The sequence below is a fragment of the Aestuariivirga litoralis genome (assembly GCF_015714715.1).
Lineage (GTDB): Bacteria > Pseudomonadota > Alphaproteobacteria > Rhizobiales > Aestuariivirgaceae > Aestuariivirga > Aestuariivirga litoralis_A.
Genome location: NZ_WAHS01000001.1, coordinates 2,208,620 through 2,235,548, shown reverse-complemented (window position 1 = coordinate 2,235,548; position 26,929 = coordinate 2,208,620). Strand labels below are relative to the sequence as shown.

At 58.7% G+C, this 26,929-nt stretch carries 22 protein-coding genes and 1 tRNA gene; 15 read left to right on the top strand and 8 right to left on the bottom strand.

Going from position 1 to position 26,929, the window contains the following annotated elements; genetic code table 11:
- Positions 1–52: 52 nt before the first annotated feature.
- The 5 genes from F8B91_RS11290 to F8B91_RS11270 all read left to right on the top strand — a co-directional run bounded on the left by F8B91_RS11290 (position 53) and on the right by F8B91_RS11270 (position 5,557).
- Positions 53–865, top strand: coding sequence for a DeoR/GlpR family DNA-binding transcription regulator (locus F8B91_RS11290; RefSeq protein ID WP_196503793.1), 813 nt, complete (start codon positions 53–55; stop codon positions 863–865).
- A 41-nt stretch (positions 866–906) separates the two neighbouring features.
- On the top strand, positions 907–1,953 hold the full coding sequence (locus tag F8B91_RS11285; protein ID WP_196503792.1) for a rhamnose ABC transporter substrate-binding protein: 1,047 nt from the start codon (positions 907–909) through the stop codon (positions 1,951–1,953).
- Between the two features lie 82 nt (positions 1,954–2,035).
- Positions 2,036–3,547 (top strand): sugar ABC transporter ATP-binding protein, encoded by a 1,512-nt coding sequence (locus F8B91_RS11280; RefSeq protein ID WP_196503791.1) that lies wholly within the window; start codon positions 2,036–2,038, stop codon positions 3,545–3,547.
- Positions 3,544–4,548: an ABC transporter permease gene (locus tag F8B91_RS11275; protein WP_196503790.1), complete on the top strand. Its 1,005-nt coding sequence runs from the start codon at positions 3,544–3,546 to the stop codon at positions 4,546–4,548. Before F8B91_RS11280 ends, F8B91_RS11275 begins: the two co-directional genes overlap by 4 nt.
- A 1-nt stretch (position 4,549) precedes the next feature.
- The gene (locus tag F8B91_RS11270) at positions 4,550–5,557 is read left to right on the top strand and encodes an ABC transporter permease (protein ID WP_196503789.1); all 1,008 of its coding nucleotides are present in this window, start codon (positions 4,550–4,552) and stop codon (positions 5,555–5,557) included.
- Between the two features lie 43 nt (positions 5,558–5,600).
- Here F8B91_RS11270 and F8B91_RS11265 read toward each other — a convergent pair.
- Positions 5,601–5,678, bottom strand: a tRNA-Arg gene (locus F8B91_RS11265).
- 82 nt (positions 5,679–5,760) lie between these two features.
- On the opposite strand from F8B91_RS11265, the gene polA reads away from it, so the two are divergent.
- The gene (polA, locus tag F8B91_RS11260) at positions 5,761–8,709 is read left to right on the top strand and encodes a DNA polymerase I (RefSeq protein WP_246715028.1); all 2,949 of its coding nucleotides are present in this window, start codon (positions 5,761–5,763) and stop codon (positions 8,707–8,709) included.
- Between the two features lie 3 nt (positions 8,710–8,712).
- On the opposite strand, the gene F8B91_RS11255 is transcribed toward polA, so the two are convergent.
- On the bottom strand, positions 8,713–9,570 hold the full coding sequence (locus F8B91_RS11255; protein ID WP_196503788.1) for an EamA family transporter: 858 nt from the start codon (positions 9,568–9,570) through the stop codon (positions 8,713–8,715).
- A gap of 102 nt (positions 9,571–9,672) precedes the next feature.
- Here F8B91_RS11255 and F8B91_RS11250 point away from each other — a divergent pair, with 102 nt between their 5' ends.
- Both F8B91_RS11250 and F8B91_RS11245 read left to right on the top strand, forming a co-directional pair.
- Complete coding sequence (locus F8B91_RS11250) at positions 9,673–11,040, top strand: L-serine ammonia-lyase (RefSeq protein WP_196503787.1); 1,368 nt, start codon at positions 9,673–9,675, stop codon at positions 11,038–11,040.
- A gap of 263 nt (positions 11,041–11,303) precedes the next feature.
- Positions 11,304–11,552 carry a hypothetical protein gene (locus tag F8B91_RS11245; protein ID WP_196503786.1) on the top strand — a complete coding sequence of 83 codons (249 nt, stop codon included), beginning with the start codon at positions 11,304–11,306 and terminating at the stop codon, positions 11,550–11,552.
- Between the two features lie 39 nt (positions 11,553–11,591).
- Here the strand turns inward: F8B91_RS11245 and hrpB are convergent, their stop codons facing one another.
- Positions 11,592–14,033: an ATP-dependent helicase HrpB gene (gene hrpB / locus F8B91_RS11240; protein ID WP_196503785.1), complete on the bottom strand. Its 2,442-nt coding sequence runs from the start codon at positions 14,031–14,033 to the stop codon at positions 11,592–11,594.
- Positions 14,030–14,953, bottom strand: coding sequence for a carbohydrate kinase family protein (locus tag F8B91_RS11235; protein ID WP_196503784.1), 924 nt, complete (start codon positions 14,951–14,953; stop codon positions 14,030–14,032). Before F8B91_RS11235 ends, hrpB begins: the two co-directional genes overlap by 4 nt.
- 159 nt (positions 14,954–15,112) lie before the next feature.
- Here F8B91_RS11235 and zwf point away from each other — a divergent pair, with 159 nt between their 5' ends.
- Genes zwf through eda form a run of 4 tightly spaced genes read left to right on the top strand, consistent with a single transcriptional unit; the run spans position 15,113 to position 19,757 of the window.
- Complete coding sequence (gene zwf / locus F8B91_RS11230; RefSeq protein WP_196503783.1) at positions 15,113–16,594, top strand: glucose-6-phosphate dehydrogenase; 1,482 nt, start codon at positions 15,113–15,115, stop codon at positions 16,592–16,594.
- A complete protein-coding gene (locus F8B91_RS11225; RefSeq protein ID WP_196503782.1) occupies positions 16,591–17,247 on the top strand; it encodes a 6-phosphogluconolactonase in 657 nt (218 codons plus the stop codon). The genes zwf and F8B91_RS11225 overlap by 4 nt, the downstream gene beginning before the upstream one ends.
- A gap of 37 nt (positions 17,248–17,284) precedes the next feature.
- Positions 17,285–19,108, top strand: coding sequence for a phosphogluconate dehydratase (edd, locus tag F8B91_RS11220; protein ID WP_196503781.1), 1,824 nt, complete (start codon positions 17,285–17,287; stop codon positions 19,106–19,108).
- Position 19,109: 1 nt separating this feature from the next.
- Entirely contained in the window at positions 19,110–19,757 is a 648-nt protein-coding gene (eda, locus tag F8B91_RS11215; protein WP_196503780.1) for a bifunctional 4-hydroxy-2-oxoglutarate aldolase/2-dehydro-3-deoxy-phosphogluconate aldolase, read from the top strand.
- Positions 19,758–19,765: 8 nt separating this feature from the next.
- On the opposite strand, the gene F8B91_RS11210 is transcribed toward eda, so the two are convergent.
- Positions 19,766–20,497, bottom strand: a complete 732-nt coding sequence (locus F8B91_RS11210) for a DUF599 domain-containing protein (protein WP_196503779.1) — start codon at positions 20,495–20,497, stop codon at positions 19,766–19,768.
- Positions 20,494–22,065, bottom strand: a complete 1,572-nt coding sequence (locus tag F8B91_RS11205) for a peptide chain release factor 3 (RefSeq protein ID WP_196503778.1) — start codon at positions 22,063–22,065, stop codon at positions 20,494–20,496. Before F8B91_RS11205 ends, F8B91_RS11210 begins: the two co-directional genes overlap by 4 nt.
- 78 nt (positions 22,066–22,143) lie before the next feature.
- Here F8B91_RS11205 and F8B91_RS11200 point away from each other — a divergent pair, with 78 nt between their 5' ends.
- Genes F8B91_RS11200 through F8B91_RS11190 form a run of 3 tightly spaced genes read left to right on the top strand, consistent with a single transcriptional unit; the run spans position 22,144 to position 24,571 of the window.
- Positions 22,144–23,088: a glucokinase gene (locus tag F8B91_RS11200; RefSeq protein ID WP_196503777.1), complete on the top strand. Its 945-nt coding sequence runs from the start codon at positions 22,144–22,146 to the stop codon at positions 23,086–23,088.
- On the top strand, positions 23,085–23,684 hold the full coding sequence (pncA, locus tag F8B91_RS11195; protein WP_196503776.1) for a bifunctional nicotinamidase/pyrazinamidase: 600 nt from the start codon (positions 23,085–23,087) through the stop codon (positions 23,682–23,684). Before F8B91_RS11200 ends, pncA begins: the two co-directional genes overlap by 4 nt.
- Positions 23,681–24,571, top strand: a complete 891-nt coding sequence (locus F8B91_RS11190) for an EamA family transporter (protein ID WP_196503775.1) — start codon at positions 23,681–23,683, stop codon at positions 24,569–24,571. Before pncA ends, F8B91_RS11190 begins: the two co-directional genes overlap by 4 nt.
- On the opposite strand, the gene F8B91_RS11185 is transcribed toward F8B91_RS11190, so the two are convergent.
- Complete coding sequence (locus F8B91_RS11185) at positions 24,568–26,007, bottom strand: aldehyde dehydrogenase family protein (RefSeq protein ID WP_196503774.1); 1,440 nt, start codon at positions 26,005–26,007, stop codon at positions 24,568–24,570. The two genes, F8B91_RS11190 and F8B91_RS11185, sit on opposite strands and share 4 nt — an antisense overlap.
- Before the next feature lie 41 nt (positions 26,008–26,048).
- Positions 26,049–26,885: an EamA family transporter gene (locus tag F8B91_RS11180; protein WP_196503773.1), complete on the bottom strand. Its 837-nt coding sequence runs from the start codon at positions 26,883–26,885 to the stop codon at positions 26,049–26,051.
- Between the last annotated feature and the right edge of the window lie 44 nt (positions 26,886–26,929).

Here is a 26,929-nt window from a genome sequence, read left to right as displayed (position 1 = left end):
TATGAGCGAAAGTGCATTGACTCATCATCTGAAATAACAGTTTATCCCGCCCATGCATGAACGGGAAAGATGGCAATTGATCTTGGCGCAAGTCCGCCAGCGCGGCGTGATCCGCGTGCGTGATCTGGTCAATGCCACTGGCGCTTCCTCTGCCACCATCCGCCGCGATCTCACCAAGCTGATGGAGATGGGCCAGATCAACCGCATTCATGGCGGCATTGAAATGCGCGAAATGCCGGAGCAGCCGCATCTCGCTACGCGCGCTTTCGGCGTGAGCCAGGGTTTGAACGTGGCAAAGAAGCGCGCTGTGGCCGCGGCTGCCGCCCAACTTTGCAATGATGGCGAGTCCATCATCCTGAATGCCGGTTCCACCATGTGGTACATGGCGGAATTCCTGCGCCAGAAGCAGCTGCAGATCCTCACCAATTCATTTCCCATCGCTCAGGAGCTGATTGCCACCAGCAACAATCGGATCATCTTGGCCGGCGGCGAAGTGTACCGCGAGCAGGGCATTATCCTTTCGCCCTTCGACGAAGATGCCATCCAGCAATTCACCGCATCCAAGATGTTCATGAGCTGCTCGTCGATCACCAGCATGGGCGTGATTGAAGGTGATCCTCTGGTCACCCGGTCGGAAACCAAATTGCTGTCGCGCGCCGACAAGCTGATCGTGGTTGCGGACTCTTCGAAATTTGAGCCGCGCGGCAGCATGGTGGTCTGCAAATTCTCGCGCGTTCACACGCTGATCACCGATGAAGGCGCACCCGCAGAGCTTCTGAAGCATATTCGTGACCAAGGTGTCGAAGTGATTATCGCTCAAGAGGATATGAATTCTACAGCGACAAAAAAATTCTCCGTCGCTTGAGCGGCGGAGAGGACGACAACAGCAAAACAGGAGGAAACCAAATGCTGAATGTGAAGACTATCGTTAAGGCCGGCGTCGTTGCCGCTCTCGCTTCGGCCATGATGGCCGGCGTGGCCTATGCCGACGCCATGATGGCCAAGCCGGGTGCCGCCATCAACACGGTGTTCCTGCCCAAATTCTCGGGCAACATTGTGTTCGATCAAGCCCATCAGGGCGCTGAAGAAGCCGCCAAGGAACTGGGTAACACCGGCAAGCTGACCTATGAAGCACCGCCTCCGACTGACTCCGTGGCTGGCCAGATCGAAATGATCACCAACGCCACCACGCAGAAGCAGGCTGTGATCATGCTGTCGAACAACGCTGGTGATCAGGTTGCTCCGGCTGCAGAAGCAGCCCAGAAGGCTGGCACCAAGGTTGTCACCTGGGACTCGCCCATTCCTTCGGGCAAGGGTGAATCGGTATTCGTCGCTCAGGTGGACTTCGGTTCCATCGGCGTCGTGATGGCCGATATGGCCCTCGACACGATGGGCGGCAGCGGTGAATTTGCCGTTCTCTCGGCCACCCCGGACGCAGCAAACCAGAACGCCTGGATTGCCGCCATGAAGGAAACCCTGAAGGGCGACAAGTACAAGGGCATCAAGCTGGTTGACGTTGTGTATGGCGATGACCAGTCGGAAAAGTCCTACAATGCCGCTCTGGCTCTCGTTGACAAGCACAAGGACCTGAAGCTCATCATGTCGCCGACCACGGTTGGCATCGTGGCTGCAGCCAAGGCGATGACCGACGAAAAGCTCTGCGACAAGACCAAGGTGTCGGGCCTCGGCCTGCCGTCTGACATGGTGACCTACACCAAGGCAGGCTGCGCTCCGGAATTCGCTCTGTGGTCCTTCGTCGACCTCGGCTACCTGACCTATCAGACGGCCTATGCTCTGGCCACCGGCGCCATCAAGGGTGACGTGGGCGAAGAGTTCAAGGCTGGCCGCATGGGCACCTTCAAGATCGAGGAAGATCCAGGCCGCAAGGGTGCCAAGCGCATCCTCATGGGACCGTTCACCGTCTATAACAAAGACAACGTGGACAAGCCCTGATCCTCAACTGACAGTTTGGCCGTCATCCCTCGCGGGTGACGGCCTCTTTTTGCAGATTGCCGCGGATTTCCCAGAGTTTCCCATGACCACTCCTCTGTTTGAGCTGAGCCACATTTCCAAGTCCTTTGGAATGACGGCAGCACTGTCTGACGTCTCGCTGGAAATTTTCCCAGGCGAAGTGCACGCCATTGTCGGCGAAAATGGTGCTGGTAAATCAACGCTCATCAAGATCATGACCGGCGTGTACCAGCCGGATTCAGGCGAGCTTTTCGCGGAAGGAAAGCCTGTTACGCTCAACACCACCAAGGACGCGCAGTCTGTTGGTGTGGCTGCCATTTTCCAGGAACCCATGGTGTTCCCCGATCTCGACGTGGCGGAAAACATCTTCATCAGCCACAGCGCCCTGTCGCCTGTGATGAACTGGAGCAAGCTATATTCTGAAGCCGAAGAAATCATCAAGCGCCTGGGCGTTTCGCTGGAAGTGAAACGTGCGGCCTCCGGCCTCACGCTCGCCGAGCAGCAGACCGTAGAGATTGCCCGCGCGCTCTCACTCAATGTCAAAGTCCTGATCATGGACGAGCCCACAGCCTCGCTGTCTGCCCATGAAGTGGACCGCCTGCACGCCATTGCCAAGGCGTTGAAAGAACGCGGCGTGGCCGTGATCTATATCAGCCACCGCCTTGAGGAAATTTTCGTCGTCGCTGACCGCGTTACGGTGATGCGCGACGGCAAGCGCATTTCCACCAAGCCTGTCGCTGAAGTCACCCAAGCCGGAATGGTGCGTGACATGGTGGGCCGCGCGGTAGACGATTTCGCCGTGAAGAAGGCCGCCAATAAAGTGGGCGAGAAAATCCTCTCGGTGAAGGGTCTTGGTCGCGACGGCGTGTTCCGCGACATTTCCTTTGACCTGCACAAGGGCGAAGTCCTGTGCTTTGCCGGTTTGATCGGTTCGCGTCGCACTGACATTGGCCTCGCGATCTTCGGCGTTGAACCGGCGCATCGTGGCACCATCGAAATAGATGGCAAGGTGGTGAATATCAAAACACCGCAAGACAGCATGGATCAGGGCATCGCCTATGTGTCGGAAGACCGGCGCAAACTGGGCCTTGCCATGCTGATGCCGATTTTCATCAACGCGTCGTTGGCTTCGCTGGGCAAATTCACACGCCGGCTCGGCTTTATCGACCGCAAATCTGAATTCGTCATGGCGGAAAGCTACAGAAAGCAGCTCTCCATCCGTTCACCAAATGTGATCATCGAAGTGGGCAAGCTCTCTGGCGGAAACCAACAGAAAGTCATGCTGGCCAAATGGCTGGAGACCAAACCGCGCATCCTGATTTTTGACGAACCCACCCGCGGCATCGATGTGGGCGCCAAGACGGAAGTGCATAACATCATCCGCGAACTGGCATCGCAGGGCGTGGCCATCATCGTGATCTCATCCGATTTGCCCGAGGTCCTGACACTGGCAGACCGGGTTGTGGTGATGCGTGAAGGCCTGCAGAAGTCAATCTTCGATATCGCCGATGCAAATCCTGAAAAAATCATGGCCATTGCCACGGCCAAGCATGAAAAGGCGGCTTTGGCATCATGATGTCTCTTCTTCAAAAAGTGCATCCGCAGAATTTGCGCCTGATCGCGCTGGCCATTGTGCTGGTCCTGCTGATTTTGTTCTTCGCGACTCAGATCGATAACTACCTGAGCCCGCGCATGCTGAACCGCATCGCGACCAGTGCGGCCTTGTTCCTGCCCGTCGCCATCGGACAGGCGCTGGTGGTGATCACGCGTAACGTGGATCTTTCGGTCGGCTCTCTGGTGGGATTCCTCGCCTTCTTCATGGGTGACATGCTGGGCCATTATGATCTGGGCCCGGTTCTCACTATCGTGGCCTTCCTGGTCCTCGGCGGTTGCTTTGGCGCGATCAATGGAACGCTGGTGTCTTACGGCCGCGTACCTTCGATCATCGTCACACTGGGCACGCTGGCGATCTTCCGCGCCTTGCTGATTGAATACTCAGACTCACGCACTATCACCACCGACAGCATGCCCAAATGGGTCGCTGATTTTCCTCAGCTGAGCCTTTTCACTGTTGGCAGCTTCGATCTGCGCATGACGGTTGCATTGGCCTTGGCGGCAGCACTTGTTTTTGGCATCGCGCTTTCCCGTTTGCGTTCAGCGCGCAAACTCTATGCTGTGGGTTCCAATCCCGATGCGGCGATCATGTCCGGCATTGACAGCAAGCGGGTGGTGTTCTGGGCCTTTGTGCTCTCCGGTGCCATGGCGGGCCTGGGCGGTTTCATGTTCCTGGTGCGCTTCGGCAATATCACCGTGGGCGCAGGGCTTGGTTTTGAGTTCAAATCAGTCAGTGAAATCGTGGTCGGTGGTGTGAACATTTTCGGCGGCTCGGGCTCGATGCTGGGCGTGGTGCTCGGCACCGTACTGGTTGATACGCTGGAAAACAGCCTGCTGCGCTGGCAGGTGATCAGCGAGTTCTGGCGCGACGCGCTGCTCGGCATGCTGATCATCCTTGCGGTGGCGGCAGATACGTTCATGACGCGGTCGTTCACCCGGCTGCGCGCCAAGAAGGATGTTTGAGATGAAGGGCTTCTTCAAAACCTGGGAAGGCTTGCTGCTCGTCATCCTGATCGCGACGATGGCCGCCAATGCGCTGATCGTTCCTGAATTCCTTACCGTGCAGAACCAGATCAACCTGTTCACGCTGTCGATCGAGAAAGCAATTGTTGCCCTGATCATGACTTACGTGATCATCAGCGCCGAGATTGATCTTTCCGTGGCTTCGGTGATGGGGCTTGCGGCTTGCGTCTTCGGCAGTCTGATTTCAGGTGGCTGGAATCCGGTCATGGCGATTGCCATCTGTCTCGCGGTGGGTGCCGCCGCTGGCGCCTTCAATGCGTTCTGGATCACCTATGTCGGCATTCCTTCGCTGGTTGCAACGCTTGCCATGCTGATCGGCTTCCGCGGCTTTGCCCGCGTGCTGCTGGAAGATCGCGGCATCAATGGCTTTCCAGATTGGTTCAACGGCCTGGCGCGTGATCCTTTGGTGGGCCCACTGCCATTCTCAATCGTGCTGTTCATCGTGCTGTTGGTCATCCTTGGCTATGTGCTGCACTTCACCTCTTTTGGCCGCAAGGTTTTCGTCATCGGCAACAATGCCGAAATGGCGCGTTATTCCGGCGTGCGCACCGCGCGGGTGAAGACCGCAATTTACGTCATGTCTGGTGTCATTGCCGCAGCGGCGGGCTTGCTCTATGCCGCACGCCTTTCTTCAGTACGCGGCGATGCCGCCTATGGCTTCGAACTCGACATCATCACCATGGTACTTCTCGGTGGCGTCAGCATTTTTGGCGGCAGGGGCTCCATGCTGGGCGTCGTGCTTTCTATCCTGATTGTGCTCAACCTGCGCAACGGCATGTCGCTGATGAATATTGACGGGCACCGCCAAACGGCAGTCATCGGCGTATTGCTCATATGCTCTGTCCTGGTGCCGAACCTGATGGAACATGTGCGGGTCTTCTTTAGCCGTCCCACTCAGGCACCTGCCAAGGCGGCAGGATCAGGCGCGGCGCCCACCCGGGTCGAGTAAGTTCCGAGCCCGATGCGATGGAATTTTTCATTCGCAAATGATATGGCGCACCCGAAGGGATTCGAACCCCTGACCTCTGCCTTCGGAGGGCAGCGCTCTGATCCAGCTGAGCTACGGGTGCTTCGCGTCTGGCTATAGCGGAAGCTGTCAGCATGCGCAAACCGGTAACTGGCGAAATGCCGCCCGGAATGCCATAAAGGGGCATGTCTGAAAACCTGCATGCTCCCTCCAGTCTGAAGTCCGGCGACCATCTCTACCTGATCGACGGATCGGGCTATATTTTCCGCGCCTATTTCCAGTCCACCAACCAGGATCCGAAATACAACAAGCGCTCCGATGGCCTGCCGGTGGGCGCAGTGCGGCTTTACTGCAACATGGTTTGGAGCCTGCTCAAGATCAAGACCGGCCCGAAGCCTACGCATCTTGCCGTCATCTTCGATGCTTCAGCCAAGTCCTTCCGCAATGACTTTTACCCCGAATACAAGGCACATCGGCCAGACCCGCCGGCGGAGATGCGCCCGCAATTCGGCCTGATCCGCCATGCTACGCGCGCCTTCAACTTGCCGTCCATCGAGATGGACGGCTATGAGGCCGACGATCTGATCGCCACTTACGCCAAGCAGGCGGCGGCAGCCGGCGCCACGGTGCGCATCATTTCTTCCGACAAGGATTTGATGCAGCTCATCGGGCCTGGAATCGAGCTTTACGACCCCGGCAAGGACAAGGTGATCGGCGAAGCCGAAGTGCTGGAGAAATTCGGCGTGACGCCAGACAAGGTGATCGACGTGCAGTCGCTCGCTGGCGACAGCGTGGATAATGTGCCTGGTGTTCCCGGCATTGGCCTCAAGACCGGAGCTGAACTCATCAACACCTATGGCAACCTGGAGACGCTGCTGGAGAAGGCGCCGGAGATCAAGCAGAACAAGCGCCGCGAGAACCTGATCAATTTTGCTGAACAGGCGCGCATCTCGAAGCGTTTGGTCACGCTCGATCAGAACGTACCAATCACGGCACCGGTGGAGTCTTTCGCCGTTGAACAGCCGCGCGCGTCCGAACTTGTCGGTTTTCTGAAGGCGATGGAGATCACCACCCTCACCAAGACCATTGCAACGGCACTTGAGGCAGACATGTCTGCCATCGAACCCGTCACCGTGCCGTTCGAATTCTGGCCGCCGGAAGGTGGCGTGATTGAGGTTACAGAACAACCCAAATCCCTGATGCTGGATATGTTCAGTGCCGCGCGCGATGTGCATACCTCTGCGGGCCAGGAAGACATCGCCGCCAATTTACGTGCCATTCCGGTTAATCATGCGGGCTACGAGACGGTGACCACGATTGAGGCCTTGGACAAGTGGATCGCTGCGGCTTTCAACCAGCCCTATGTCTGCATTGATACCGAAACCGATTCACTGGATGCCATGCAGGCCAATATCGTGGGCGTTTCGCTGAGCGTTGTGCCCGGCAAGGCTTGCTACATTCCGCTGGGCCATCGCACCGGTGGCGGCGATCTTTTCACTGGTGATGCACTGCTGCCCGGCCAAATCAAGCGCGAGGAGGCCTTCGCCAGGTTAAAGCCGCTGTTCGAAGCGCCGCATATTCTGAAAATCGGCCAGAACCTGAAATACGATATGCTGGCCCTGAAGCAGCTGGGCATCAGCGTGGCGCCCATCGATGACACGATGCTCCTGTCTTACGTCACCGAATCCGGCGATGTGGGCCACGGCATGGATGAGCTTTCCGAGCGCCATCTGGGCCACAAGCCCATCGCCTTCAAGGAAGTGGCGGGCAGCGGCAAATCCGCCGTGAGTTTCGATCGTGTGCCGATTGACCGCGCCACCGCTTACGCCGCCGAAGATGCCGACATTACCTTGCGCCTGTGGCTGCTGTTCAAGCACAAGCTGCTGATGATGAAAAAGGTCAGCGTGTATGAAACGCTGGAACGGCCTCTGGTGCCGGTGCTTCTTGAAATGGAAAATGCCGGCATCAGTGTGGACCGCGCCGTGCTGGCGAAACTCTCTGGTGAATTTGCCGGCAAGCAGCAGGTGATGGAAGAAGAAATCCATAAACTCGCAGGCCACCCTTTCAATATTGGCTCTCCCAAACAGCTTGGCGACATTCTGTTCGGCGAGATGGGCCTGCCCGGCGGTAAAAAGACGGCGACGGGGGCTTGGAGCACCGATGCGTCCACGCTGGATGATCTTGCCAATGAAGGCGTGGAAATGGCACGGAAGATTCTCGAATGGCGGCAGGTGGCCAAGCTGCGCTCCACCTATACCGAAGCGCTGCCGGAATATATCAATCCGAAAACCCTGCGCGTGCATACGTCCTACGCCATGGCCTCGACGTCGACGGGCCGCTTGTCATCGACTGATCCCAACCTGCAGAACATTCCGGTGCGCACGGAAGATGGCCGCCGCATCCGTACGGCCTTTGTGGCGACTGAAGGCCACAAGCTGATCAGCGCCGACTATTCGCAGATCGAACTCCGCGTGCTGGCTCATATCGCTGACATTCCACAACTGAAGAAGGCCTTCGAAGATGGCCTCGACATTCACGCGATGACGGCGAGTGAAATGTTCAACGTGCCGATTGAGGGCATGGAATCATCCGTGCGCCGCCGTGCCAAGGCGATCAATTTTGGGATTATCTATGGCATCTCGGCCTTCGGCCTGTCGAACCAGCTGTCGATCAGCCGTGAGGAAGCGGGCGAATATATCCGCACTTACTTCAAGCGTTTTCCCGGCATCCGCGATTACATGGATGCGACCAAGGCGGCAGCGCGCGCCAATGGCTATGTCGAAACCATCTTTGGCCGCCGCATGCATTTCCCGCGCATCCACTCGCCGAACCCGTCGGAGAAAGCTTTCCTTGAACGCGCTTCGATCAATGCGCCCATCCAGGGTTCAGCGGCTGACATCATTCGCCGTGCCATGGTGCGGATGATCCCGGCGCTGAGCGAGGCGGGTCTCAAGGCCCGCATGCTTCTTCAAGTACATGACGAATTGATCTTCGAAGCGCCGGATGCGGAAGCAAGTGCCACTTGCGCATTGGTGCAGAAGGTGATGGTCGGCGCACCCGAGCCTGCGGTGAAGCTCACCGTCCCGCTACAGGTTGATGCCCGTGCTGCAAATAATTGGGACGAGGCACACTAAAGCCTATTCGAACTGTACACCTAGAGCGGCAACACCAGCGATAGTGAGCGCAATGCCGGCCCATTGGCCGAGGGATACTTTTTCCTTGAGCCAGATCATCCCCAGCAGCGCTGCAATGGCGCCGTAGGCGGCAATGCCCATGGCGCCGAATTCCTTGTAGGGCAACGTGCCCATGGCGTTGACGCCGGTGAGGGCCGCAACGTCGAGGCCACCCAAGATCACACAGGCCAGAGCGATTTTCCATGTCATCTTGATGGTTGATGCTGGCTCGCGCAACGCAAAGCTGCCGAGGATTAACATCGCCGGCACGCGCAGCAGGCCGGCGGTGGTGGCGTCGCCAAAGGTGAGCGCCAGTTTCTGCCCCAGCACAATGGCAATCGCAAAACAGATATCAGAGAGCACGATCCAGAAGGCCAGTTCCCAGACATGGCCTTTGATCACGGTGTGAATGCCGCTGCCATCGTGGCTGTAGCGCGCCACAACGGCAGACCCGATCAGGATGGTGGCCATGCCGAAATATTGCAGCAGGCTGGGCGACAGGCCGAAGAACATGCCCCAGATCACCACCAGAGCAGGATAGCCCGAAGAAAACGGCCCGACGACTGACAGTGGCGCCATCGCAAACGATTTGAATAGGCCGGCAATCGCAAGGCCATAAACCACGCCCAATACCGCGACCAAAAGCCAGTCATGCATGGTGCCATTGCGCACGGCCAGAACCAAAGGCAACAGAATTATGAAGCCGCCCAACTCGGTGCGCAGCCCCAGGCGGAACCCGCCCATGCGCGGCGCCAGGAAGCGCACCGCAAGATCATGCACGCCCCAGCACAGGGCAGCGAAAAGTCCGAGTAACAAAGCCATGCCTGGCTGTTTAGCAGGCGCAAAGGCGAAAGGTGACGGATTCAGCTCTCCACCGGGCCGGAAACGACAAGTCCAGCGCTTTGTGCTATCTATGCTTGGGCGATGTTCCTTTCCGTCTTCGAAATCTTCAAAATCGGCATTGGCCCGTCCTCGTCCCACACGATGGGGCCGATGGTGGCGGCGCGCCGCTTCGTGCAGGGCTTGAGCGCTGATGAACAGGCCCATGCCACAAGGTTGACCACTACGCTCTATGGTTCGTTGGCTTTCACCGGCAAGGGCCACAGCTCCGACAAGGCGGTGGTGCTGGGTCTCGCTGGCCAGACACCGGATACTTTGAATCCGGATGATGTGGAAAAGATCATCGCCGGTGCGACCAGCATCAATCTGGGCACGCGCAGCATTCCCTTTGATGCGGCCAAGGACGTGATCTTCGATTTCGGCCCGGCGCTGAAAGCCCATGCCAATGGCATGATCATGCGGCTGTGGGATGGGCAGGGCGAGATCGTTACGCAGGAAACTTATTTCTCCATCGGCGGCGGCTTTGTGCAAACCGAGAAGGAACGCCTTGAATCGCTGAAGGACAAGCCCGCCACCATGGCCGTGCGCTACCCCTTCGCCAATGCGGCTGCGATGCTTGAAATGGGCGAGGCTTCCGGTCTTTCGATTGCCGCGATGAAGCGGGTGAATGAAACCACCAACGGCAGTGATGCCGCACTGGATGCCACGCTCGACAAGGTGTGGGGTGTGATGCAGGCCTGCATCAATCGTGGCCTCAAGCTGCAGGGGCAATTGCCCGGCGGCTTGAAAGTGAAACGCCGCGCGGCGGATGTGTTTGAAAAACTGAAAGCCGAGCAGGGCTCTAACGCCGTGCAGCCGCATCAGGTGATGGATTATCTTTCGGTCTACGCCATGGCGGTGAATGAGGAGAATGCTGCCGGCGGCAAGATCGTCACCGCCCCCACCAATGGTGCGGCCGGCGTGGTGCCTGCGGTGATCCGCTATTATCTCGATCATTGCGCCGGTGCCGACAGGCAAGGCATCCACACATTCCTGCTCACCGCGGCAGCGATTGGCGGTATCATCAAGCACAATGCTTCGATCTCCGGTGCCGAAGTCGGCTGCCAGGGCGAAGTAGGTTCGGCATCGGCCATGGCAGCGGCGGGACTCTGTGCGGCACTCGGCGGCACCAATGCGCAGATCGAAAACGCGGCTGAGATTGCACTGGAACATCATCTCGGCATGACCTGCGATCCGGTCGGCGGCCTGGTGCAAGTGCCCTGCATCGAGCGCAACGCCTTCGGCGCTGTGAAGGCGGTGGCTGCGGCCTCGTTGGCTTTGCGTGGCGATGGCACGCATATCGTGCCGCTGGACAGCTGTGTGGAAACCATGCGCCAGACCGGCGTGGACATGAGCGACCGCTACAAGGAAACCTCGCAAGGCGGCCTTGCCGTCAATGTGGTGGAATGCTGAGCGAAGACACGGCTCCACCCTTCTTCGCCGCGTGATGAGCGCGGAAGTGGAAGACAAAGGCCAAAGCCCGGCATGATGCGCCGCAATCCATCCCTCCTTTCAGGTTACGGTGCGGACAGGCCTGTAATCCGATAGGAATAAATATCGATCAGTATTTTGTCATTCGGCACGGGGAACTTAACAGCGCCGCGATTGTTGAGGTGCAGGCAAACTAATCGCCGCAATGATCCGCGGTCCCGCGGGTCACCATCCTGGAGGATAATATGAATAAGTTTTTGATCGCCGCAGTCACTGCGGGCGTGCTGGGCCTTGGCCTTGTTTCAACGCAGGCCAGTGCCGCCCAACTCAATGTCGGTGTGGGCAATAACGGCGTGCATGTTGGTGTTGGCACCAATGGCAACCGCATGAACAACAACAACCGCATGTATCGCAATCGCATGCATATGGACCATTGCCGCATGGTGAAGGTGTGGAAGCATCATCACCGCGTGTGGGTCAAGAAGTGCTGGTAAGCATGTTCTGAAAAGAGGCGGGATTTTCCCGCCTCTTTTTTATCTCAGCCTGCGCGGCGCAACTGCTTGTGCCGTGAGTGGATCTTCAGGCCAGAAATGCTTCGGGTATCGCCCGCGCAAATCCTTCCTCACATCGGCATAGGCATTGACCCAGAAGGTCTCCAACGATTGCGTGACAGCGACGGGACGCCCGGCGGGTGAGAGCAATTCGATTTTCAATTTTGCGCGCCCATCGGCAATTTGTGGCGCTGATTGCATGCCGAACATTTCCTGCAGACGCACGCGCAGTGTGGGATCACCTTCAACCGTATAATCAATCTGGTAATGCCCGCCGCCTGGCACTTCCATGCGCGTGGGGGCGAGCTTCTCGACGCGCAACAGTAATTCATGCGGCACCATGCTGCGCAGGATTGCCAGCATGTCCAGCCGCTCCAGATGGCTTTTGCGGCTCATGCCGCTGAGATAGGGCAGCAACCATTCTTCGAGACTGGCTTTCAAAGCCTCATCCGAAAAATCCGGAAAGCCCGCTTCCGGCATCATCCGTTTCAAAAAATTGATCCGTGCACGGAACATCTGCGCCGCATCGCTCCACGGCAAAGCATTGGGGCCCATCTGGGCAATGCCTTGCAGCATGGCACTCGCGATCTGTTCTGGCGGCACGTCACTGATCGGCTTTTCCTGCAGCACGAGCGCGCCCAGCTTCTTCACTTGCGCGGCGGAAACGGCATTGGCTTTCGTATCCCAGAACACATTGGCCTTGGTCTCGATCAGATCGCCGAAATGTTTCTCGATCTCGGCCTCGCTAATCTCGCAGGCCATTTGCACGCGCGCATCTGCGCCGCCGCCATCCAGCAGCGCAATGGCGATGAAATCCTTCTTGGCCAGCGCATCATGATCGGCCACTTGCGCGCCCGCACCTGATGCCATGCGGAAACGTCCATGTCCGCCACGGCGCTGGGCGATGCGGTCAGGATAGGCCAATGCCAGCAGCACGCCTGCTCCCACATCAGCTTTGTCATCATTCAACGAGGCCAGCGACATGATCTGCTTCATGCTCTGGCGCATCCGATCGCGCGCGGGCCCGCGCACGAACAGCAGCCGTTGCTCGGCATCCAGCGGCGCATCACGCGGCAGTCCATCGCGTTCGGACAGCAGCGCTGCCATTTCCGCAGCCTTGGCGCCTGCGCCCAGCTTTTTCCCGGCGATCACCATATGGCTAAGGCGTGGATGCAGCGGCAGGCGCGCCATGTCCTTGCCATGCGCAGTGATGCGGTTGTCGTGATCCAGCGCCGCCAGTTCACGCAACAATTCTTGTGCCTGTGCAAAGGCACCGGCAGGCGGCAGCTCGATCCAGGGCAGACCATCACGTGCGGAGACGCCCCAGGCGGCGAGTTCGAGCACCAGCCCGGAGAGGTCGGCAATGCGGATTTCCGGATCGTCGTGCTCCTTCAGCGCGCGCATTTCTTCTTCCGGCCACAGCCGGTAACAGATGCCGGGGCCAAGGCGGCCGGCGCGGCCCTTGCGCTGTTCGGCGGAGGCCTGGCTGACGCGAATGGTTTCCAGCCCGGTCATGCCCGATGCAGGATCAAAACGTGGTGAGCGTTTCAGGCCCGTATCGACCACGGCTTCGATGCCATCAATGGTGAGTGAGGTTTCAGCAATGGTAGTGGCGAGCACGATCTTGCGCGTGCCGGAGGGCGAGGGTTTGATCGCGGCATCCTGATCGGCGAGCGGCATGGCGCCATAGAGTGGACGGATGTGGGTGTTGGGCAGCACAGCCTTTTCCAACTCAGTGGCCACGCGGCGGATTTCACCTTCGCCGGGCAGGAACAGTAGGATCGAACCCTTCGCATCGCGCGCGGCGCGCAAAGTGGCTTTTGTCGCGTCAGCCACAATCGTCTGCCGCGTGGCCTTGTCGAGATAGCGTGTCTCCACCGGGAACATCCGGCCCTTAGCATTGATCTCTGGCGCATCACCGAGCTGAACCCGCAAGGTTTCAACATCGAGCGTGGCCGACATGACGAGGATTTTCAGATCAGGCCGCAGGCTGCGCTGCACATCAAGGCAGAGCGCCAGCGCCAGATCACCATCCAGGCTGCGCTCATGGAATTCATCGAAAATCACCAGTGCCGTATTTGACAGTTCCGCATCGGCCTGCAGGCGCCGCGTGAGCAGGCCTTCGGTGACCACTTCGATTTGCGTGGCCTTGGAGACTTTGCGCTCCATGCGCACGGAATAGCCCACGCGCCCGCCAACTTCCTCGCCCAATGTTTGAGCCATCCGCGTGGCGGCAGCGCGCGCGGCGAGACGGCGTGGCTCCAGCATCACGATCCTGCGGCCCTGCACCCATGGCTCATCCATCAGTGCCAATGGCACCCGCGTGGTCTTGCCCGCGCCGGGTTCAGCGACCAGAATGGCTGAAGGCCGCGAGTTCAGCGCGGCCTTCAAATCCGGGATGATGTCATCAACCGGAAAGTTCATTGCATCTCATGCGCCCAAGGCGGGTCAGCGCCGGGGCGGGAAACGGTGACAGCAGCGGCGCGCATGGCGTAGTTAGCGGCTGTCTTAAGCTGTTCTTCGCTGATCTCGGCGATGGCCTTCTTGGCAAACAAGCCTTGCGTGTTCAGCGCATGCAACAGGCCGGCATTGAATGTATCACCCGCACCCACGGTATCAGCCACTTTCACAGCAGGAGCGGCGGCATCAAAGCTAAAGCGCGTGGTGAACAGATGGCAGCCTGCTCCACCGCGGGTAATGGCGACGATCTTGGCGCCCTTCTTCAGGAAGCTCTTTGCCGCCTTGGTGAGATCGCTGGAGCCGGTCACCCATTTGACGTCGTCATCAGAGATTTTGAGAATGTCGGAGATTGCGATCATCCGGCTCAGGCGCGCCAGAAACTTCTTGCGGTCCTTGATATGCGGTGGGCGCACATTGGGATCCATCGCGATCACGTGGTTCTTCGCGGCCTTTTTCGCGAAGGCCTCGTATGTAGAGCCAGCAGGTTCTGACGCCATGTGAATGCCACCTACCATCAGTGCCTTGATGGTGGAGGCGAGCTTCGGCATGTCTTTCTTTTCGATCCAGCGCCCGGCGGAGGCATCATCGATGAAGAAGTAGTGGGCGTTGCCTTCGGCATTCACTTTCACGATGGCCAAGGTTGTATGCCGGTCCTTGATGCGCAGGAATTTTTCGCTCACATGCGCGGCACGCAGTTGGGCGCGCAGGGATTCCCCGAATACGTCCTTGCTCATGCCGCCGAACAGGCCCACTTGCTCGCCCAGCCGACCCAAGGCGATCGCGGTGTTATAGATGCCGCCGCCATTATAGGCGCGGAAGACATTGCCGCCTTCTTCATCACGCTGCACCAAATCGACCAGCGCCTCGCCGCAACACAGAATCATGATATTCTCCCCCCAGCCAAACGCATGAGGCACCTGCAATAAATCGCCTCACGTGATTTATTGCAACGGTCATAATACCGGTGTATTCGTCCGACAATTGAATTTTGATGAGCGTACCTCTTTTTTCCAAAAGAGCCCCTCTTTTTCACGGAGCGCAATGTGATTGCCCGCATAATTCCCGTCGATGCTTTTGATCTGGTTGTCTTTGGCGCCACTGGCGACCTGTCGCAGAGAAAGCTGATCCCGGCTCTGTTCCACCGTGACGAGCAGGGCCAGCTGCCGGCGGATTCGCGCATCATCGGCACCTCGCGCCGCGAGATGAGCGACGATGCCTTCCGCACCTTTGCCTTGGCCGCGCTGGAAAAATTCGTCGAGAAGGAATTGCGCACCCCGGAAAACGTGAAGCGCTTTCTCGACCGGCTCTCTTATGTTGCCGCCGAAGGCACCAAGGATGAGGGCTGGCTGAAACTCGAAAAGACGCTGGCCGGCCATGAAGAGCGCGTGCGCGTGTTCTATCTCGCTGTGGGGCCTGATCTGTTCGGCCCGATTTGCGAACGCCTGGGCCAGCACAAGCTTGTCACGGCGCAATCGCGCGTGGTGGTGGAAAAGCCGCTGGGCAAGAATGGTGCAGGTGCGGAAGCGTTGAACGACGCCATTGGCGCGGTGTTCCCGGAACCGTCGATCTATCGTATCGATCACTACCTCGGCAAAGAAACCGTGCAGAACCTGATGGCGCTGCGTTTTGCCAATGCGCTGTTCGAGCCCTTGTGGAACAACAGCCACATCGACCATGTGCAGATCACCGTGGCCGAAACGCTGGGCGTGGAAGGCCGCGCCGGATACTACGATACATCAGGTGCGCTGCGCGACATGGTGCAGAACCATATCCTGCAATTGCTCTGCCTCGTGGCGATGGAGCCGCCTTCTTCAATGGAGGCAGATCCGGTACGCGATGAAAAACTGAAAGTGCTGAAATCGCTGAAGCCGCTTACCCAAGCCACGTTGGAAACCCATGTGGTGCGTGGCCAATACCGCGCCGGCACCAATGGGCACAGCAGTCAGCAAAGCTATCTTGATGAACTCGGCAACCCGGATTCAAAAACCGAAACCTTTGTGGCGGTGAAGGCCGAGATCAGCAACTGGCGCTGGGCCAATGTGCCCTTCTATCTGCGCACCGGCAAACGCCTCGCGCAACGCGTCTCTGAAATCACCGTGGAATTCAAGCCGGTGCCGCATGATATTTTTTCGCGCACGGCAGGGCCGATGCAGCCCAACCGCCTCGTCATTCGCCTGCAGCCCGATGAGGGTGTGAAGCTCTGGCTCTCGGTCAAGGAGCCGGGCCCGGGTGGCCTGCGTCTGAAGCATGTGCCGCTGGACATGAATTTCGCCGAAGCCTTCACTTCGCGCCAGCCGGAAGCCTATGAGCGCCTGCTGATGGATGTGGTACGCGGCAACCAGACGCTGTTCATGCGCCGCGACGAAGTGGCGGCCGCATGGAAATTCATCGATCCCATCCTGGATTCCTGGAAGGAATCGACTGACTTGCCCAAGCCCTATCAATCCGGCAGCTGGGGCCCCACGCCTGCTATCTCGCTCATCGAGCGCGACGGCCGCACCTGGTATGAGGCGCCCGGCGCATGACGCTCACGCGCCATGATTTTGATAATCCGGCAAAGCTGGCTTCTGCCCTGGCCACCGATGTGGGGCAGCATCTTCAAGACGCCAACGTGAAAACCGGCCGCGCCGTGCTGGCCGTTTCCGGCGGCACCACACCGAAGCAATTTTTCGACACGCTGTCGCGGGATGCGGCAGTGGATTGGTCCAAGGTTATTGTCACGCTGGTGGATGAGCGGCAGGTGGATGAAACCTCCGACCGTTCCAATGCGCGGCTGGTCAAGGCTTCGCTGATGCAGAATGTCGCCGCAGCGGCCACTTTCGTCCCTCTGTATCAGAACCCTGATGCCGCCAGCATCCCTGCATTTGATGTGGTGATCCTGGGCATGGGCAATGATGGCCACACGGCTTCGTTCTTCCCCGGTGGTGACACGCTGGATCTGGCTTTGTCTGTATCGGCACCCGATCTGGTGGAGATTTCAGCGCCAGGCTCCGGGGAGCCGCGCATCACATTCTCGCTGCCGCGTTTGCTGGCCGCGAAATTTCTCAAGCTTCACGTTCAGGGGGCAGACAAACAGGCCACACTGGAAAAGGCATTGGGCGCTGGTGATGTGAAAGACATGCCCATCCGCGCCGTGCTGCGCTCCAGCCATCCGATTGAAATTTATTGGTGCCCTTAATTGAGGTGCGCTCCGCATCCTCACCCAGGTGAATAAAATGTCAGTACACAGATCAATTGCCAATGTGACCGAAGCGATCGTTAATCGCAGCGAGAAATCGCGCAACCGCTATCTCGACAAGATTGCCCGCGCCCATGACAACAAACCGAAGCGCAAGGCACTGGGTTGCGCCAATCTCGCGCACGGCTTTGCCGCCTGCGGCATGCATGACAAGGAAGAACTGCGCAACGGCACCGGGCCCAATCTGGCGATCATCACCAGCTTCAATGACATGCTCTCCGCTCACCAGCCTTTCGAGCGCTACCCTGATCTGATCCGCCAGGCGGCGCGTGATGTGGGCGGCACGGCACAAGTGGCGGGTGGCGTTCCCGCCATGTGCGACGGCGTGACCCAGGGCGAGACGGGGATGGAGCTTTCGCTGTTCTCGCGTGACGTTATCGCCATGGCCACTGCCGTGGGCCTGTCGCACCAGATGTTCGATGCCGCTGTTTATCTGGGTGTCTGCGACAAGATCGTGCCGGGGCTGATCATCGGTGCGCTGAGCTTCGGCCATCTGCCATCCGTCTTCGTGCCCGCCGGCCCGATGACGTCAGGCTTGCCTAATGACGAGAAGGGCAAAGTGCGCCAGCTCTATGCGCAGGGCAAAGTCTCGCGCGCCGAATTGCTGGAAGCCGAAGCCCAATCCTATCACGGCCCCGGCACATGTACATTCTATGGCACCGCCAATTCCAACCAGATGCTGATGGAGATCATGGGCCTGCATTTGCCGGGCACCACTTTCGTCAATCCCGGCTCTGATCTTCGCGACGAAATCACCAAGGCGTCCGCCAAGCAGGCGCTGTCGATTTCATCGCTGGGCAACCGCTACACGCCCATCGGGAAAATCTATGACGAAAAGGCCGTGGTAAACGGCGTGGTCGGCCTTTTGGCCACTGGCGGCTCCACCAATCACACCATGCATCTGATCGCCATGGCCGCCGCCGCCGGCATCCATCTCACCTGGGATGACATTGCCGATCTTTCAGCCGCCGTGCCGCTGCTGACGCGCATCTATCCCAATGGCAAGGCCGATGTGAACCATTTCAACGCGGCGGGCGGCATGGGCTTCCTGATCCGCGAACTTTTGGAATCAGGCTATTTGCATGAAGATGTAACAACCATCATGGGCACCGGCCTCTCTGGCTATCTGCAGGAGCCTGGCTTGAGTGCTGATGGCGCGTTAACTTGGCGCGAATCTTCGAAAGTGTCGAGCGATACATCCGTGTTGCGCGGCGTGTCGGAAGCCTTCCAGGAAACCGGCGGCCTTAATGTGCTGGATGGCACTTTGGGCCGGGCGGTCATCAAATCCTCCGCCATCCCGGCGGACCGCCATGTGATCGAAGCCCCGGCGCGGATTTTCCATGCGCAGGAAGATCTGGTCGAAGCTTTCAAAAAGGGTGAGCTGCACAAGGACGTGATTTGCGTGGTGCGCTTCCAGGGCCCCAAGGCCAATGGCATGCCGGAACTGCACCGGATGACGCCGCCGCTGGCCGTGCTGCAGGATCTGGGCTTCAAAGTGGCGCTGATCACCGACGGCCGCATGTCCGGCGCATCGGGCAAGGTACCCGCCGCCATTCATGTGACGCCCGAAGCCGCCGATGGCGGCCCCATTGCCCGGCTGCAGGACGGCGACATTATCAGGCTTGATTGTGACAAGGGAACCTTGAAGGTTCTGGTTGATCACCGTGAATTCCTGAACCGGCCCTTGGCCGAGCAGGATTTGAGCGGCAACGAAGACGGTACGGGGCGCGAGCTCTTCGCGTCCTTCCGGAAACTGGTAGGGACTGCTGATACTGGCGCAACCATTTTTGGAGTGAGTTGAGATGAGTAAGAATCCGCAAAAAGGCCTGGAAGCCGCGCTTCTAAAAGCGCCCATCGTTCCCGTCATGGTGATTGACGACGTGAAACAGGCCGTGCCTTTGGCCCGCGCGCTGGTGAAAGGTGGCCTGCCGGTTCTGGAAATTACCTTGCGCACCGCCGCCGCACTGGATTGCATCAAGGCCATCGTGGCTGAAGTGGAAGGCGCCATTGTCGGCTCGGGCACTGTGCTGGATGCCAAGCAGTTGAAAGCATCGGAAAAGGCCGGTTGCGTCTTTGCAGTTTCGCCGGGGTGCACATCGAAATTGCTGAAGGCGGCGAAGGATCAGAAAATTTCGCTTCTGCCCGGAGCGGCTTCTGCCTCCGAAGCGATGGTGCTGCTGGAGCATGGTTATACGCTGCAGAAATTCTTCCCCGCGGAAGCCTCTGGCGGCGCGCCCTATCTGGCCAGCCTTGCGTCTCCGCTGCCACAAATCCGCTTCTGCCCCACAGGCAGCATCACGCCGGCACTGGCACCAGGCTATCTGAAACTCTCCAATGTGATCACCATCGGCGGCTCCTGGATGGCACCCAAGGCGCTGGTCAATGAAGGCAAGTGGGACGAGATCGAAAAGCTGGCCCGCGAGGCAGCGGCGTTGCGCGTGTCGAAGTAATTGGACGCTTAGCCCCGCTGGTCTTCCCTGAGCGCGCGTACATAACGGTCCACCGCTTTCGCCTCAATCGAAAGCCCCTGCCTGTAATAAAGAACCAGGCTCAGAGCCACCGTAGCTACAATTGATGCGATGGGACCGAGAAACAGGAACAATCCAGCCACCGCAAAATAATAACCGCGGATGCCATTGTTCATGCTTTTGACTGCTTGGGTGAGCACCGTGGCCGTTTGCGCCACCATCACTTCTGCACCGCGCGTGTTGGCTGGCGCTTCATCGAGCGCACCGATCATCGCCAACACATAAGCCATCTTGCGCAGGCCGTAGGTGAATTCAAAAAAGCAGATCGCCATGATAAGCGTTAGCGCGCCGAAATTGACTGAAAAAAGCCCGAGACTGATCGGCGGGAAAAACGCCATCTGCGTCAGCGAAGCATGCACATGGTTGATGGAAGCCAGCGTGCCCACAAAGCCCGCCAGCACCAGCAACGTGGCCGAGCCGAAATAGCTCATGGCGCTGGAAATCTGCCCCAGCATAATCCCGTCAAACACCCGGTTCTGCCGGTTGGAGCGGATCATCTCCAGCATCCATTTCAGCCGCACCACATGCAGCTGGTCATTCAATGTGCCCTTGCCCAGAAGATCGAGAATGGGCCCATAAAGCCACCAGGCCGCAAACAGCAGCACCGGTGCCAGCAGATGCAGTACATTGAAGTCCCAGGGCAGCTCAGTGGTAAAGTTCATGCGTGAACTTCCTTGATGGTCTGGGCGGCGATGCCCGGTGCACGTTCAAGAGCATAGTTCAGATTGAAGGCCGATGAGGCCATGAAGACAGGTGCGCCGTCAAGATCATGCGCGATGGAAGATTTGTTGCTGTCTACAAAACCATCCAGCGTTTTATCATCAGTGCCGGAAATCCAGCGCAGGATTTCAAAGCGGGTGGTTTCAAACGAAGCCGGCACGCCATATTCATGTTCCAGCCGGTCGGCCAGAACATCCAGCTGAAGCGCACCCACCACGCCCACAATGGCGCCGGAGCCATCCACGGGCGTGAACAGCTGAACGACACCTTCTTCCGCCAGTTCTTCAAGAGCGGATTTCAATTTCTTCGCCTTCATCGGGTCACCCAGCTTCACGCGCCGCAGGATTTCCGGCGCAAAGCTCGGCACGCCGGTGAACACCAAATCTTCGCCTTCGGTCAGCGTATCGCCGATGCGCAGCACGCCGTGGTTGGGAATGCCCACCACGTCACCCGCAAAAGCTTCCTCCGCCAGTGATCTGTCCTGCGCGAAGAAGAATTGCGGCGCGTTCAGCGCGATCTGCTTTTCGGTGCGCACGATCTTCACTTTCATGCCGCGTGTAAGCTTGCCGGAACACACGCGCATGAAGGCAATACGGTCGCGGTGGTTCGGGTCCATATTGGCCTGGATCTTGAACACCACGCCCGACAGTTTGGGCTCCACCGGCTTCACCATGCGGCTGCGGGCCTTCTGGTCGCGTGGCGGCGGCGCATAGGCGATCAGCGCATCGAGCAGATCACGCACGCCGAAATTTTTCAGCGCTGAGCCGAAGAACACCGGCGAAAGATGGCCTTCGAGGAAGGCCTGGTTGTCGAAAGCGTGTCCCGCCATCGCTTGCAATTCCAGCTCTTCGCGGAAATGCGAAGCGCCATTGGGCAGCAACTCGTCGATCAGCTTGTCGTCCGGACCGGACACAGGTTGTCCGGCCGGGTCCTGGTCGATGCGGCGGATGCGCTTGTGGGTGAAATCATAGGTGCCGGCAAAGGTTTTGCCCACGCCGATGGGCCAGACCATCGGAACGACAGTGAGCGCCAGGCCCTTTTCGATCTCATCCAGCAAAGCCAACGGCTCCTGCGCCTCTCGGTCAAACTTGTTGATGAAGGTGACAATGGGAATGTCGCGCAGGCGGCAGATTTCAAACAGCTTGCGCGTGCGGTCTTCAATGCCCTTGGCGGCGTCGATCACCATGACGGCGGCATCGACGGCGGTGAGCGTGCGGTAAGTATCTTCCGAGAAGTCTTCATGGCCCGGCGTGTCGAGCAGGTTGAAGACGACGTTGTTGTATTCAAACGTCATCACCGAAGTGACCACCGAAATGCCGCGTGCGCGTTCAATCGCCATCCAGTCGGAGCGCGTGCGCCGCCGGTCACCCTTGGCGCGCACTTGTCCGGCCAGCTGGATCGCACCGCCGAACAGCAGCAGCTTTTCGGTCAGTGTGGTTTTGCCGGCGTCAGGATGTGAAATGATAGCAAATGTGCGCCGCCGTTTCACTTCGGTTGGAATGTCAGTCATGGTGCGGGGCTTAGCGAAAGGCCCCCAAATGGTAAAGTGCCGGTTGCTCCCTGCCTAATCCTATGGCAAATCCGGCCCATGACGAATGTGGCACTCGTAGGTGATATTGGAGGCACGAATTCCCGCTTTGGCGTGCTGGAGTTGGGCTCCATGGACGTGCGCGATGTCGAGGTCCTGAAAAACGACAATTTCGAAGGTCTGGAAGCTGCGATTTCGGCTTATGTGACCAAGCATGGCATCACTGAACTGGCGGCGGCTGCCGTGGATGTGGCGGCCCCTGTGGACCGCGAACACATCACCCTGACCAATCGCGCCTGGACTTTCTCCGCAGAATCGCTGCGCAAGGCGGCTCATGCGCGGCGCTTCCGCTTGCTCAATGATTATGAAGCCCTTGCGTGGAGCTTGCCGCATCTCGCCGCTGCCGATCTCGTCCAGCTGGGCGGTGAGGCCCATAGCGAGCCGTTGATGAAAGTGGTTCTGGGGCCGGGCACGGGCCTTGGCATGGCGGGTCTAGCCCCACTGCCGGGCGGTGGCTGGATGCCGGTTCCAGGCGAAATGGGCCATGTGACGCTGCCGATTGTGACAGCGGAAGAGCTTGCTTTGAAAGACAAGATCATGGGCAAGGATCAGTTTTCCGAAGTGGAAGACGTGCTGACCGGCCCTGGCCTGTTTGCGCTATATACAGCGATCGCTGGCACGCCCAAACTTCACACGCCGGAAGCGGTGATGAAGGCAGGTCTTGCCAGAACTGATTCGGCGGCAGTGAAAACGCTTGACCACTTTATGACTTTTCTCACCCGTCTGGCAGGTGATGCAGCTATGGCATTGCAGGCCCGAGGTGGTGTATATTTGGCAGGTGGCATCGCTCCATCACTGGCTGATCAATTGAAGGCGCCGAAATACCGGGCCGTATTTGAACAAAAGGGCCGGCTCTCGGAAGTGATGAGGCACATCCCACTTTATGTTATCACCGATCCATTCCCAGCCTTTAAGGGCTGCGCTGCTGCTTTGAATGCCAAATGAAAAAAAGTCTTTTACTTATAGTCGACGTCCAGAATGATTTTTGCCCCGGTGGTAATCTCGCAGTGAAGGGCGGAAATGAAATCGTTCCGCTGGTCAATAAAATGGCCAAGAATCACGAACATGTCGTGCTGACCCAGGATTGGCATCCTGCCGATCACTCGTCCTTTGCCTCGCAGCATCCGGGCCATGCGGTCTATTCGCAGATTGAAATGTCCTATGGCCCGCAAACCCTGTGGCCTGACCATTGCATCGTCGGCACCCGTGGTGCGGAGTTCCACAAGGATCTTGATGCGCCGCATGCCGAGATGATCATCCGCAAGGGCTTCCGCAAGGCGATCGATTCCTATTCCGCCATGTACGAAAATGACCACAAGACGCCGACCGGCCTTGAAGGCTATCTGCGCGCGCGCGAATTGACCAAGATCACCATCGTGGGCCTGGCCTTTGATTATTGCGTGCGCTATTCGGCTGAAGATGCGCAAGCCCGCGGCTTTGAAGTCGAAGTCATCGAGGCAGCCACCCGCGCCATCGATCTGAACGGCACCGCCATCGAAACCAAGAGAAGCTTTGCAGAACGTGGCATCAAGCTGACGTGAACCCGACCAGCAAAGGCATTTTGCTGTTCACGTCCAGTTTCCTGCTCGGCACCATGGTTGATGTGCCAGCCAAGCTTTTGCAATTTCACGGCGCGTCAATTTCCACCACCGTGTTCATTCGCTACATCATTGCACTCATGTTGCTGACGGCGTTGTTTGTCTCGCGGCGCGAATGGCCGGCACGCAACAATATCAGGCTCAACCTGTTTCGTGGCCTGTTGCTTACGGCGTCTACGTTTTTAAATTTCTACGCCGTGTCGAAGCTTCCATTGGCGCTGACGGTCAGCATAAATTTTGCATCACCTTTGATTTCCTGCGCGTTGGCACCCCTCATCCTGGGCGAACATGTGGGGCCACGTCGCTGGGCCGCTGTCTGTGTGGGCTTTATCGGCATGCTGATCGTGATCCGCCCCGGTGCCGATAGCTTCCATCCCGCCATGCTGGCCTCCTTGTGTAATGCCCTGGTGGGTGCTTTCTATCAAATCTACACCCGCAAGGCCGGGGCCAGCACCCAGCCTGAGACCGGCCTGCTGTGGGTCTTTGGCGTGGGTTCGGTTCTGGCCGGCATTGCCGTGTTGGGAGAGGGCTTCACGCCACCAAGCCCGAACTGGCTGTGGCTGGTGGCGCTGCTGATGGGCGTGGCGGGCCTTGCCACTCACATGGTGATGACGCGAGGCCTCGCACTTGCCCCGGCCTCCTTGCTCGCACCCTTTGCCTATACGCAGCTGATCTGGATGGTGGTCTCTGGCGTCGTGCTGTTCGGCGATTGGCCGGACAAGATTTCACTTCTGGGTGCTGCGATCATCATCGCCAGCGGCATATATGTCTGGCATCGCGAACGGGTGACGGGGAGCGAAGCCGCATCCGTCACCCTTGCGTCCGATTAGCCTGCGTTGACGTAAGCCGTCTTCACAGTCGTGTAGAACTCCACCGCATAGCGGCCTTGTTCGCGCGCTCCGATGCTGGAGCCTTTGCGGCCGCCGAACGGTACGTGGTAGTCCACGCCTGCTGTGGGCGCGTTGACCATCACCATGCCGGCTTGCGCCTTGCGCTGGAAATCCTTCGCCGTTTTCAGCGAGCCGGTATAGATGCCGGATGACAGGCCGAACTCGGTGTCATTGGCGACGGAAAGCGCTTCATCATAGCTATCCACCTTGATGACGGAAGCAACAGGGCCGAATACTTCTTCGCGGTTGATGCGCATATTGTTGGTGGTCCTGGTGAACAGAGCAGGCGACAAATAGAAGCCCTTGGTCTCGCGGTTGAGGCGTTCACCACCCCAGGCGAGTTCAGCGCCTTCTTCGCGCGCGATGCGGATGTAATCTTCATCCTGCTTCATTTGGGTTTCATCGACCACCGGGCCGATCTGCGAGCCTTCCTTCAATGCGTGATCCACCTTCAGCGCCTTGATGGCAGCCACGGTCTTTTCCACGAAGGCATCATGAATCTTGGCATGAACGATCAGGCGTGAAGACGCCGTGCAGCGCTGGCCCTGCTGGAAGAAGGCACCATCGACGGCACCGGCCACGGCGGCATCGAGATTGGCATCATCCAGAACGATCAGCGGATTCTTGCCGCCCATTTCCAGCTGGAACTTGCCGCCGCGTGCGGAAACGGCTGCGGCTACTTTCGCACCCGTCTGCACCGAGCCCGTGAACGACAGCGCATTCACATCGCGGCTATCCAGCAGCGTCTGGCCGACGACCGAGCCGCGGCCCATCACCAGGTTGAACACGCCAGCCGGAATGCCAGAACGCGAAATGATCTCAGCCAGCGCCCAGGCGGTGCCAGGCACCAGATCCGCCGGCTTGAACACCACGGCATTGCCGAAAGCCAGAGCGGGTGCAATCTTCCAGGCCGGAATGGCGGCAGGGAAATTCCACGGTGTGATGAGACCGACCACACCCATCGGTTCACGCGTGATGGTCACATCCATGCCCGGGCGCAACGAGTTGAGATAGGTGCCTTCCACGCGCAAGGCTTCCTGCGCGAAGAATTTGAAAATTTGCCCGGCACGCGTCACTTCGCCAATGCCATTCGGCAGCGTCTTGCCTTCCTCGCGCGACAGCAGCGTGCCGATCTCCTGCTTGCGGGCCAGGATTTCCGTGCCGATCATATCCAGCGCATCAGCGCGGGCTTGCGGCGTGGCCAGGCCCCAGGCGGGGGCGGCGGCCTTGGCAGCGGCGATGGCTTCCTGCGTCTGGTCCTTCGAGGCTTGGGTATAGTCGCCCACCACGTCGGAAATGTCCGACGGATTGATGTTCTGCGTCACGCCTGAGCCATCGACCCATTTGCCTGAGATGAAATTCTGTTTAGCGGCCATTTGGCTCTCCCTCAATTTGTATTACAAATAGCAGATTGCATTCAGCCGTGCAAAGCCACTGCCCCGGCCACCACGCAGAACACGCCGGCAACCCGCCGCCAGCTCATCGGCTCTTTCAGCAGCCGCGCCGAAAAGGCCAGCGCAAAGAGAATGCTGGTTTCGCGCAACGCCGCCACGGCGGCAATCGGTGCAGAAGCCATGGCCCAGATCACGATCCAATAGGCCAGGCCCGACATGATGCCGCCAAACAGCCCGGCTTTCCATTTGGGCAGCACGGCAGCGATAATATCCATGCCGCCATAGAAGTAACCGGCAACCAACATGAACGCGCCGTCGAGTACAAACAGCAGGCCGGTATAGCCCGATGCATCGCCCGCCACGCGCCCGCCCAATCCATCCACCACCGTATAGCAGCCGATAAACAGCGAGGTGATGAGCGCATAGATGAAGGTGGCGCGGTGTGCCTTGAACACATCAGCCGACAAGGCGATGAGCCAGATACCGATGATCAAAGTGATGATGCCGGCCTTGGCAATCGATGAAATCACATCCTGCGCAAAAATCTGCGTGCCGATCAGCGTGAGCAATGGTGCCGTGCCGCGCGCCACTGGATAGACCAGGCCGAGATCACCATGCTTGTACGAGCGCGCGAGGAACACGTTGTAGCCGGTGTGCAGCAGTCCGGAGGCAATGACGTAAGGCCAGGCGGCGGCCAGTGGAAACGGGAAGACCATCAGCATCCCCAGCCCCATTACGCCCATCAGCACCTGCAGCAGATACATGGCGTGGAAGCGGTCAGCGGAGATTTTGACGACGACGTTCCAGGATGCGTGCAGGAAGGCCGCGACAAGAACGAGCGCGAAGATGAAGGGAGACATTTAGTGCCTCACCCTTCCCTTTAAAATCCGAAAGGTGAGGGAAA

Excerpts from the sequence above, each read along its gene's own strand:
- F8B91_RS11245 (WP_196503786.1), top strand. The coding sequence starts at position 11,304 with ATGAATAAGTTTTTGATCGCCGCAGTCACTGCGGGCGTGCTGGGCCTT.
- F8B91_RS11280 (WP_196503791.1), top strand. The coding sequence starts at position 2,036 with ATGACCACTCCTCTGTTTGAGCTGAGCCACATTTCCAAGTCCTTTGGA.
- F8B91_RS11250 (WP_196503787.1), top strand. The coding sequence starts at position 9,673 with ATGTTCCTTTCCGTCTTCGAAATCTTCAAAATCGGCATTGGCCCGTCC.
- F8B91_RS11185 (WP_196503774.1), bottom strand. The coding sequence starts at position 26,007 with ATGGCCGCTAAACAGAATTTCATCTCAGGCAAATGGGTCGATGGCTCA.
- F8B91_RS11225 (WP_196503782.1), top strand. The coding sequence starts at position 16,591 with ATGACGCTCACGCGCCATGATTTTGATAATCCGGCAAAGCTGGCTTCT.
- F8B91_RS11275 (WP_196503790.1), top strand. The coding sequence starts at position 3,544 with ATGATGTCTCTTCTTCAAAAAGTGCATCCGCAGAATTTGCGCCTGATC.
- edd (WP_196503781.1), top strand. The coding sequence starts at position 17,285 with ATGTCAGTACACAGATCAATTGCCAATGTGACCGAAGCGATCGTTAAT.
- F8B91_RS11290 (WP_196503793.1), top strand. The coding sequence starts at position 53 with ATGCATGAACGGGAAAGATGGCAATTGATCTTGGCGCAAGTCCGCCAG.
- F8B91_RS11235 (WP_196503784.1), bottom strand. The coding sequence starts at position 14,953 with ATGATTCTGTGTTGCGGCGAGGCGCTGGTCGATTTGGTGCAGCGTGAT.
- F8B91_RS11200 (WP_196503777.1), top strand. The coding sequence starts at position 22,144 with ATGACGAATGTGGCACTCGTAGGTGATATTGGAGGCACGAATTCCCGC.
- polA (WP_246715028.1), top strand. The coding sequence starts at position 5,761 with ATGTCTGAAAACCTGCATGCTCCCTCCAGTCTGAAGTCCGGCGACCAT.
- hrpB (WP_196503785.1), bottom strand. The coding sequence starts at position 14,033 with ATGAACTTTCCGGTTGATGACATCATCCCGGATTTGAAGGCCGCGCTG.
- F8B91_RS11255 (WP_196503788.1), bottom strand. The coding sequence starts at position 9,570 with ATGGCTTTGTTACTCGGACTTTTCGCTGCCCTGTGCTGGGGCGTGCAT.
- pncA (WP_196503776.1), top strand. The coding sequence starts at position 23,085 with ATGAAAAAAAGTCTTTTACTTATAGTCGACGTCCAGAATGATTTTTGC.
- F8B91_RS11180 (WP_196503773.1), bottom strand. The coding sequence starts at position 26,885 with ATGTCTCCCTTCATCTTCGCGCTCGTTCTTGTCGCGGCCTTCCTGCAC.
- F8B91_RS11210 (WP_196503779.1), bottom strand. The coding sequence starts at position 20,497 with ATGAACTTTACCACTGAGCTGCCCTGGGACTTCAATGTACTGCATCTG.
- F8B91_RS11285 (WP_196503792.1), top strand. The coding sequence starts at position 907 with ATGCTGAATGTGAAGACTATCGTTAAGGCCGGCGTCGTTGCCGCTCTC.
- F8B91_RS11205 (WP_196503778.1), bottom strand. The coding sequence starts at position 22,065 with ATGACTGACATTCCAACCGAAGTGAAACGGCGGCGCACATTTGCTATC.
- eda (WP_196503780.1), top strand. The coding sequence starts at position 19,110 with ATGAGTAAGAATCCGCAAAAAGGCCTGGAAGCCGCGCTTCTAAAAGCG.
- F8B91_RS11270 (WP_196503789.1), top strand. The coding sequence starts at position 4,550 with ATGAAGGGCTTCTTCAAAACCTGGGAAGGCTTGCTGCTCGTCATCCTG.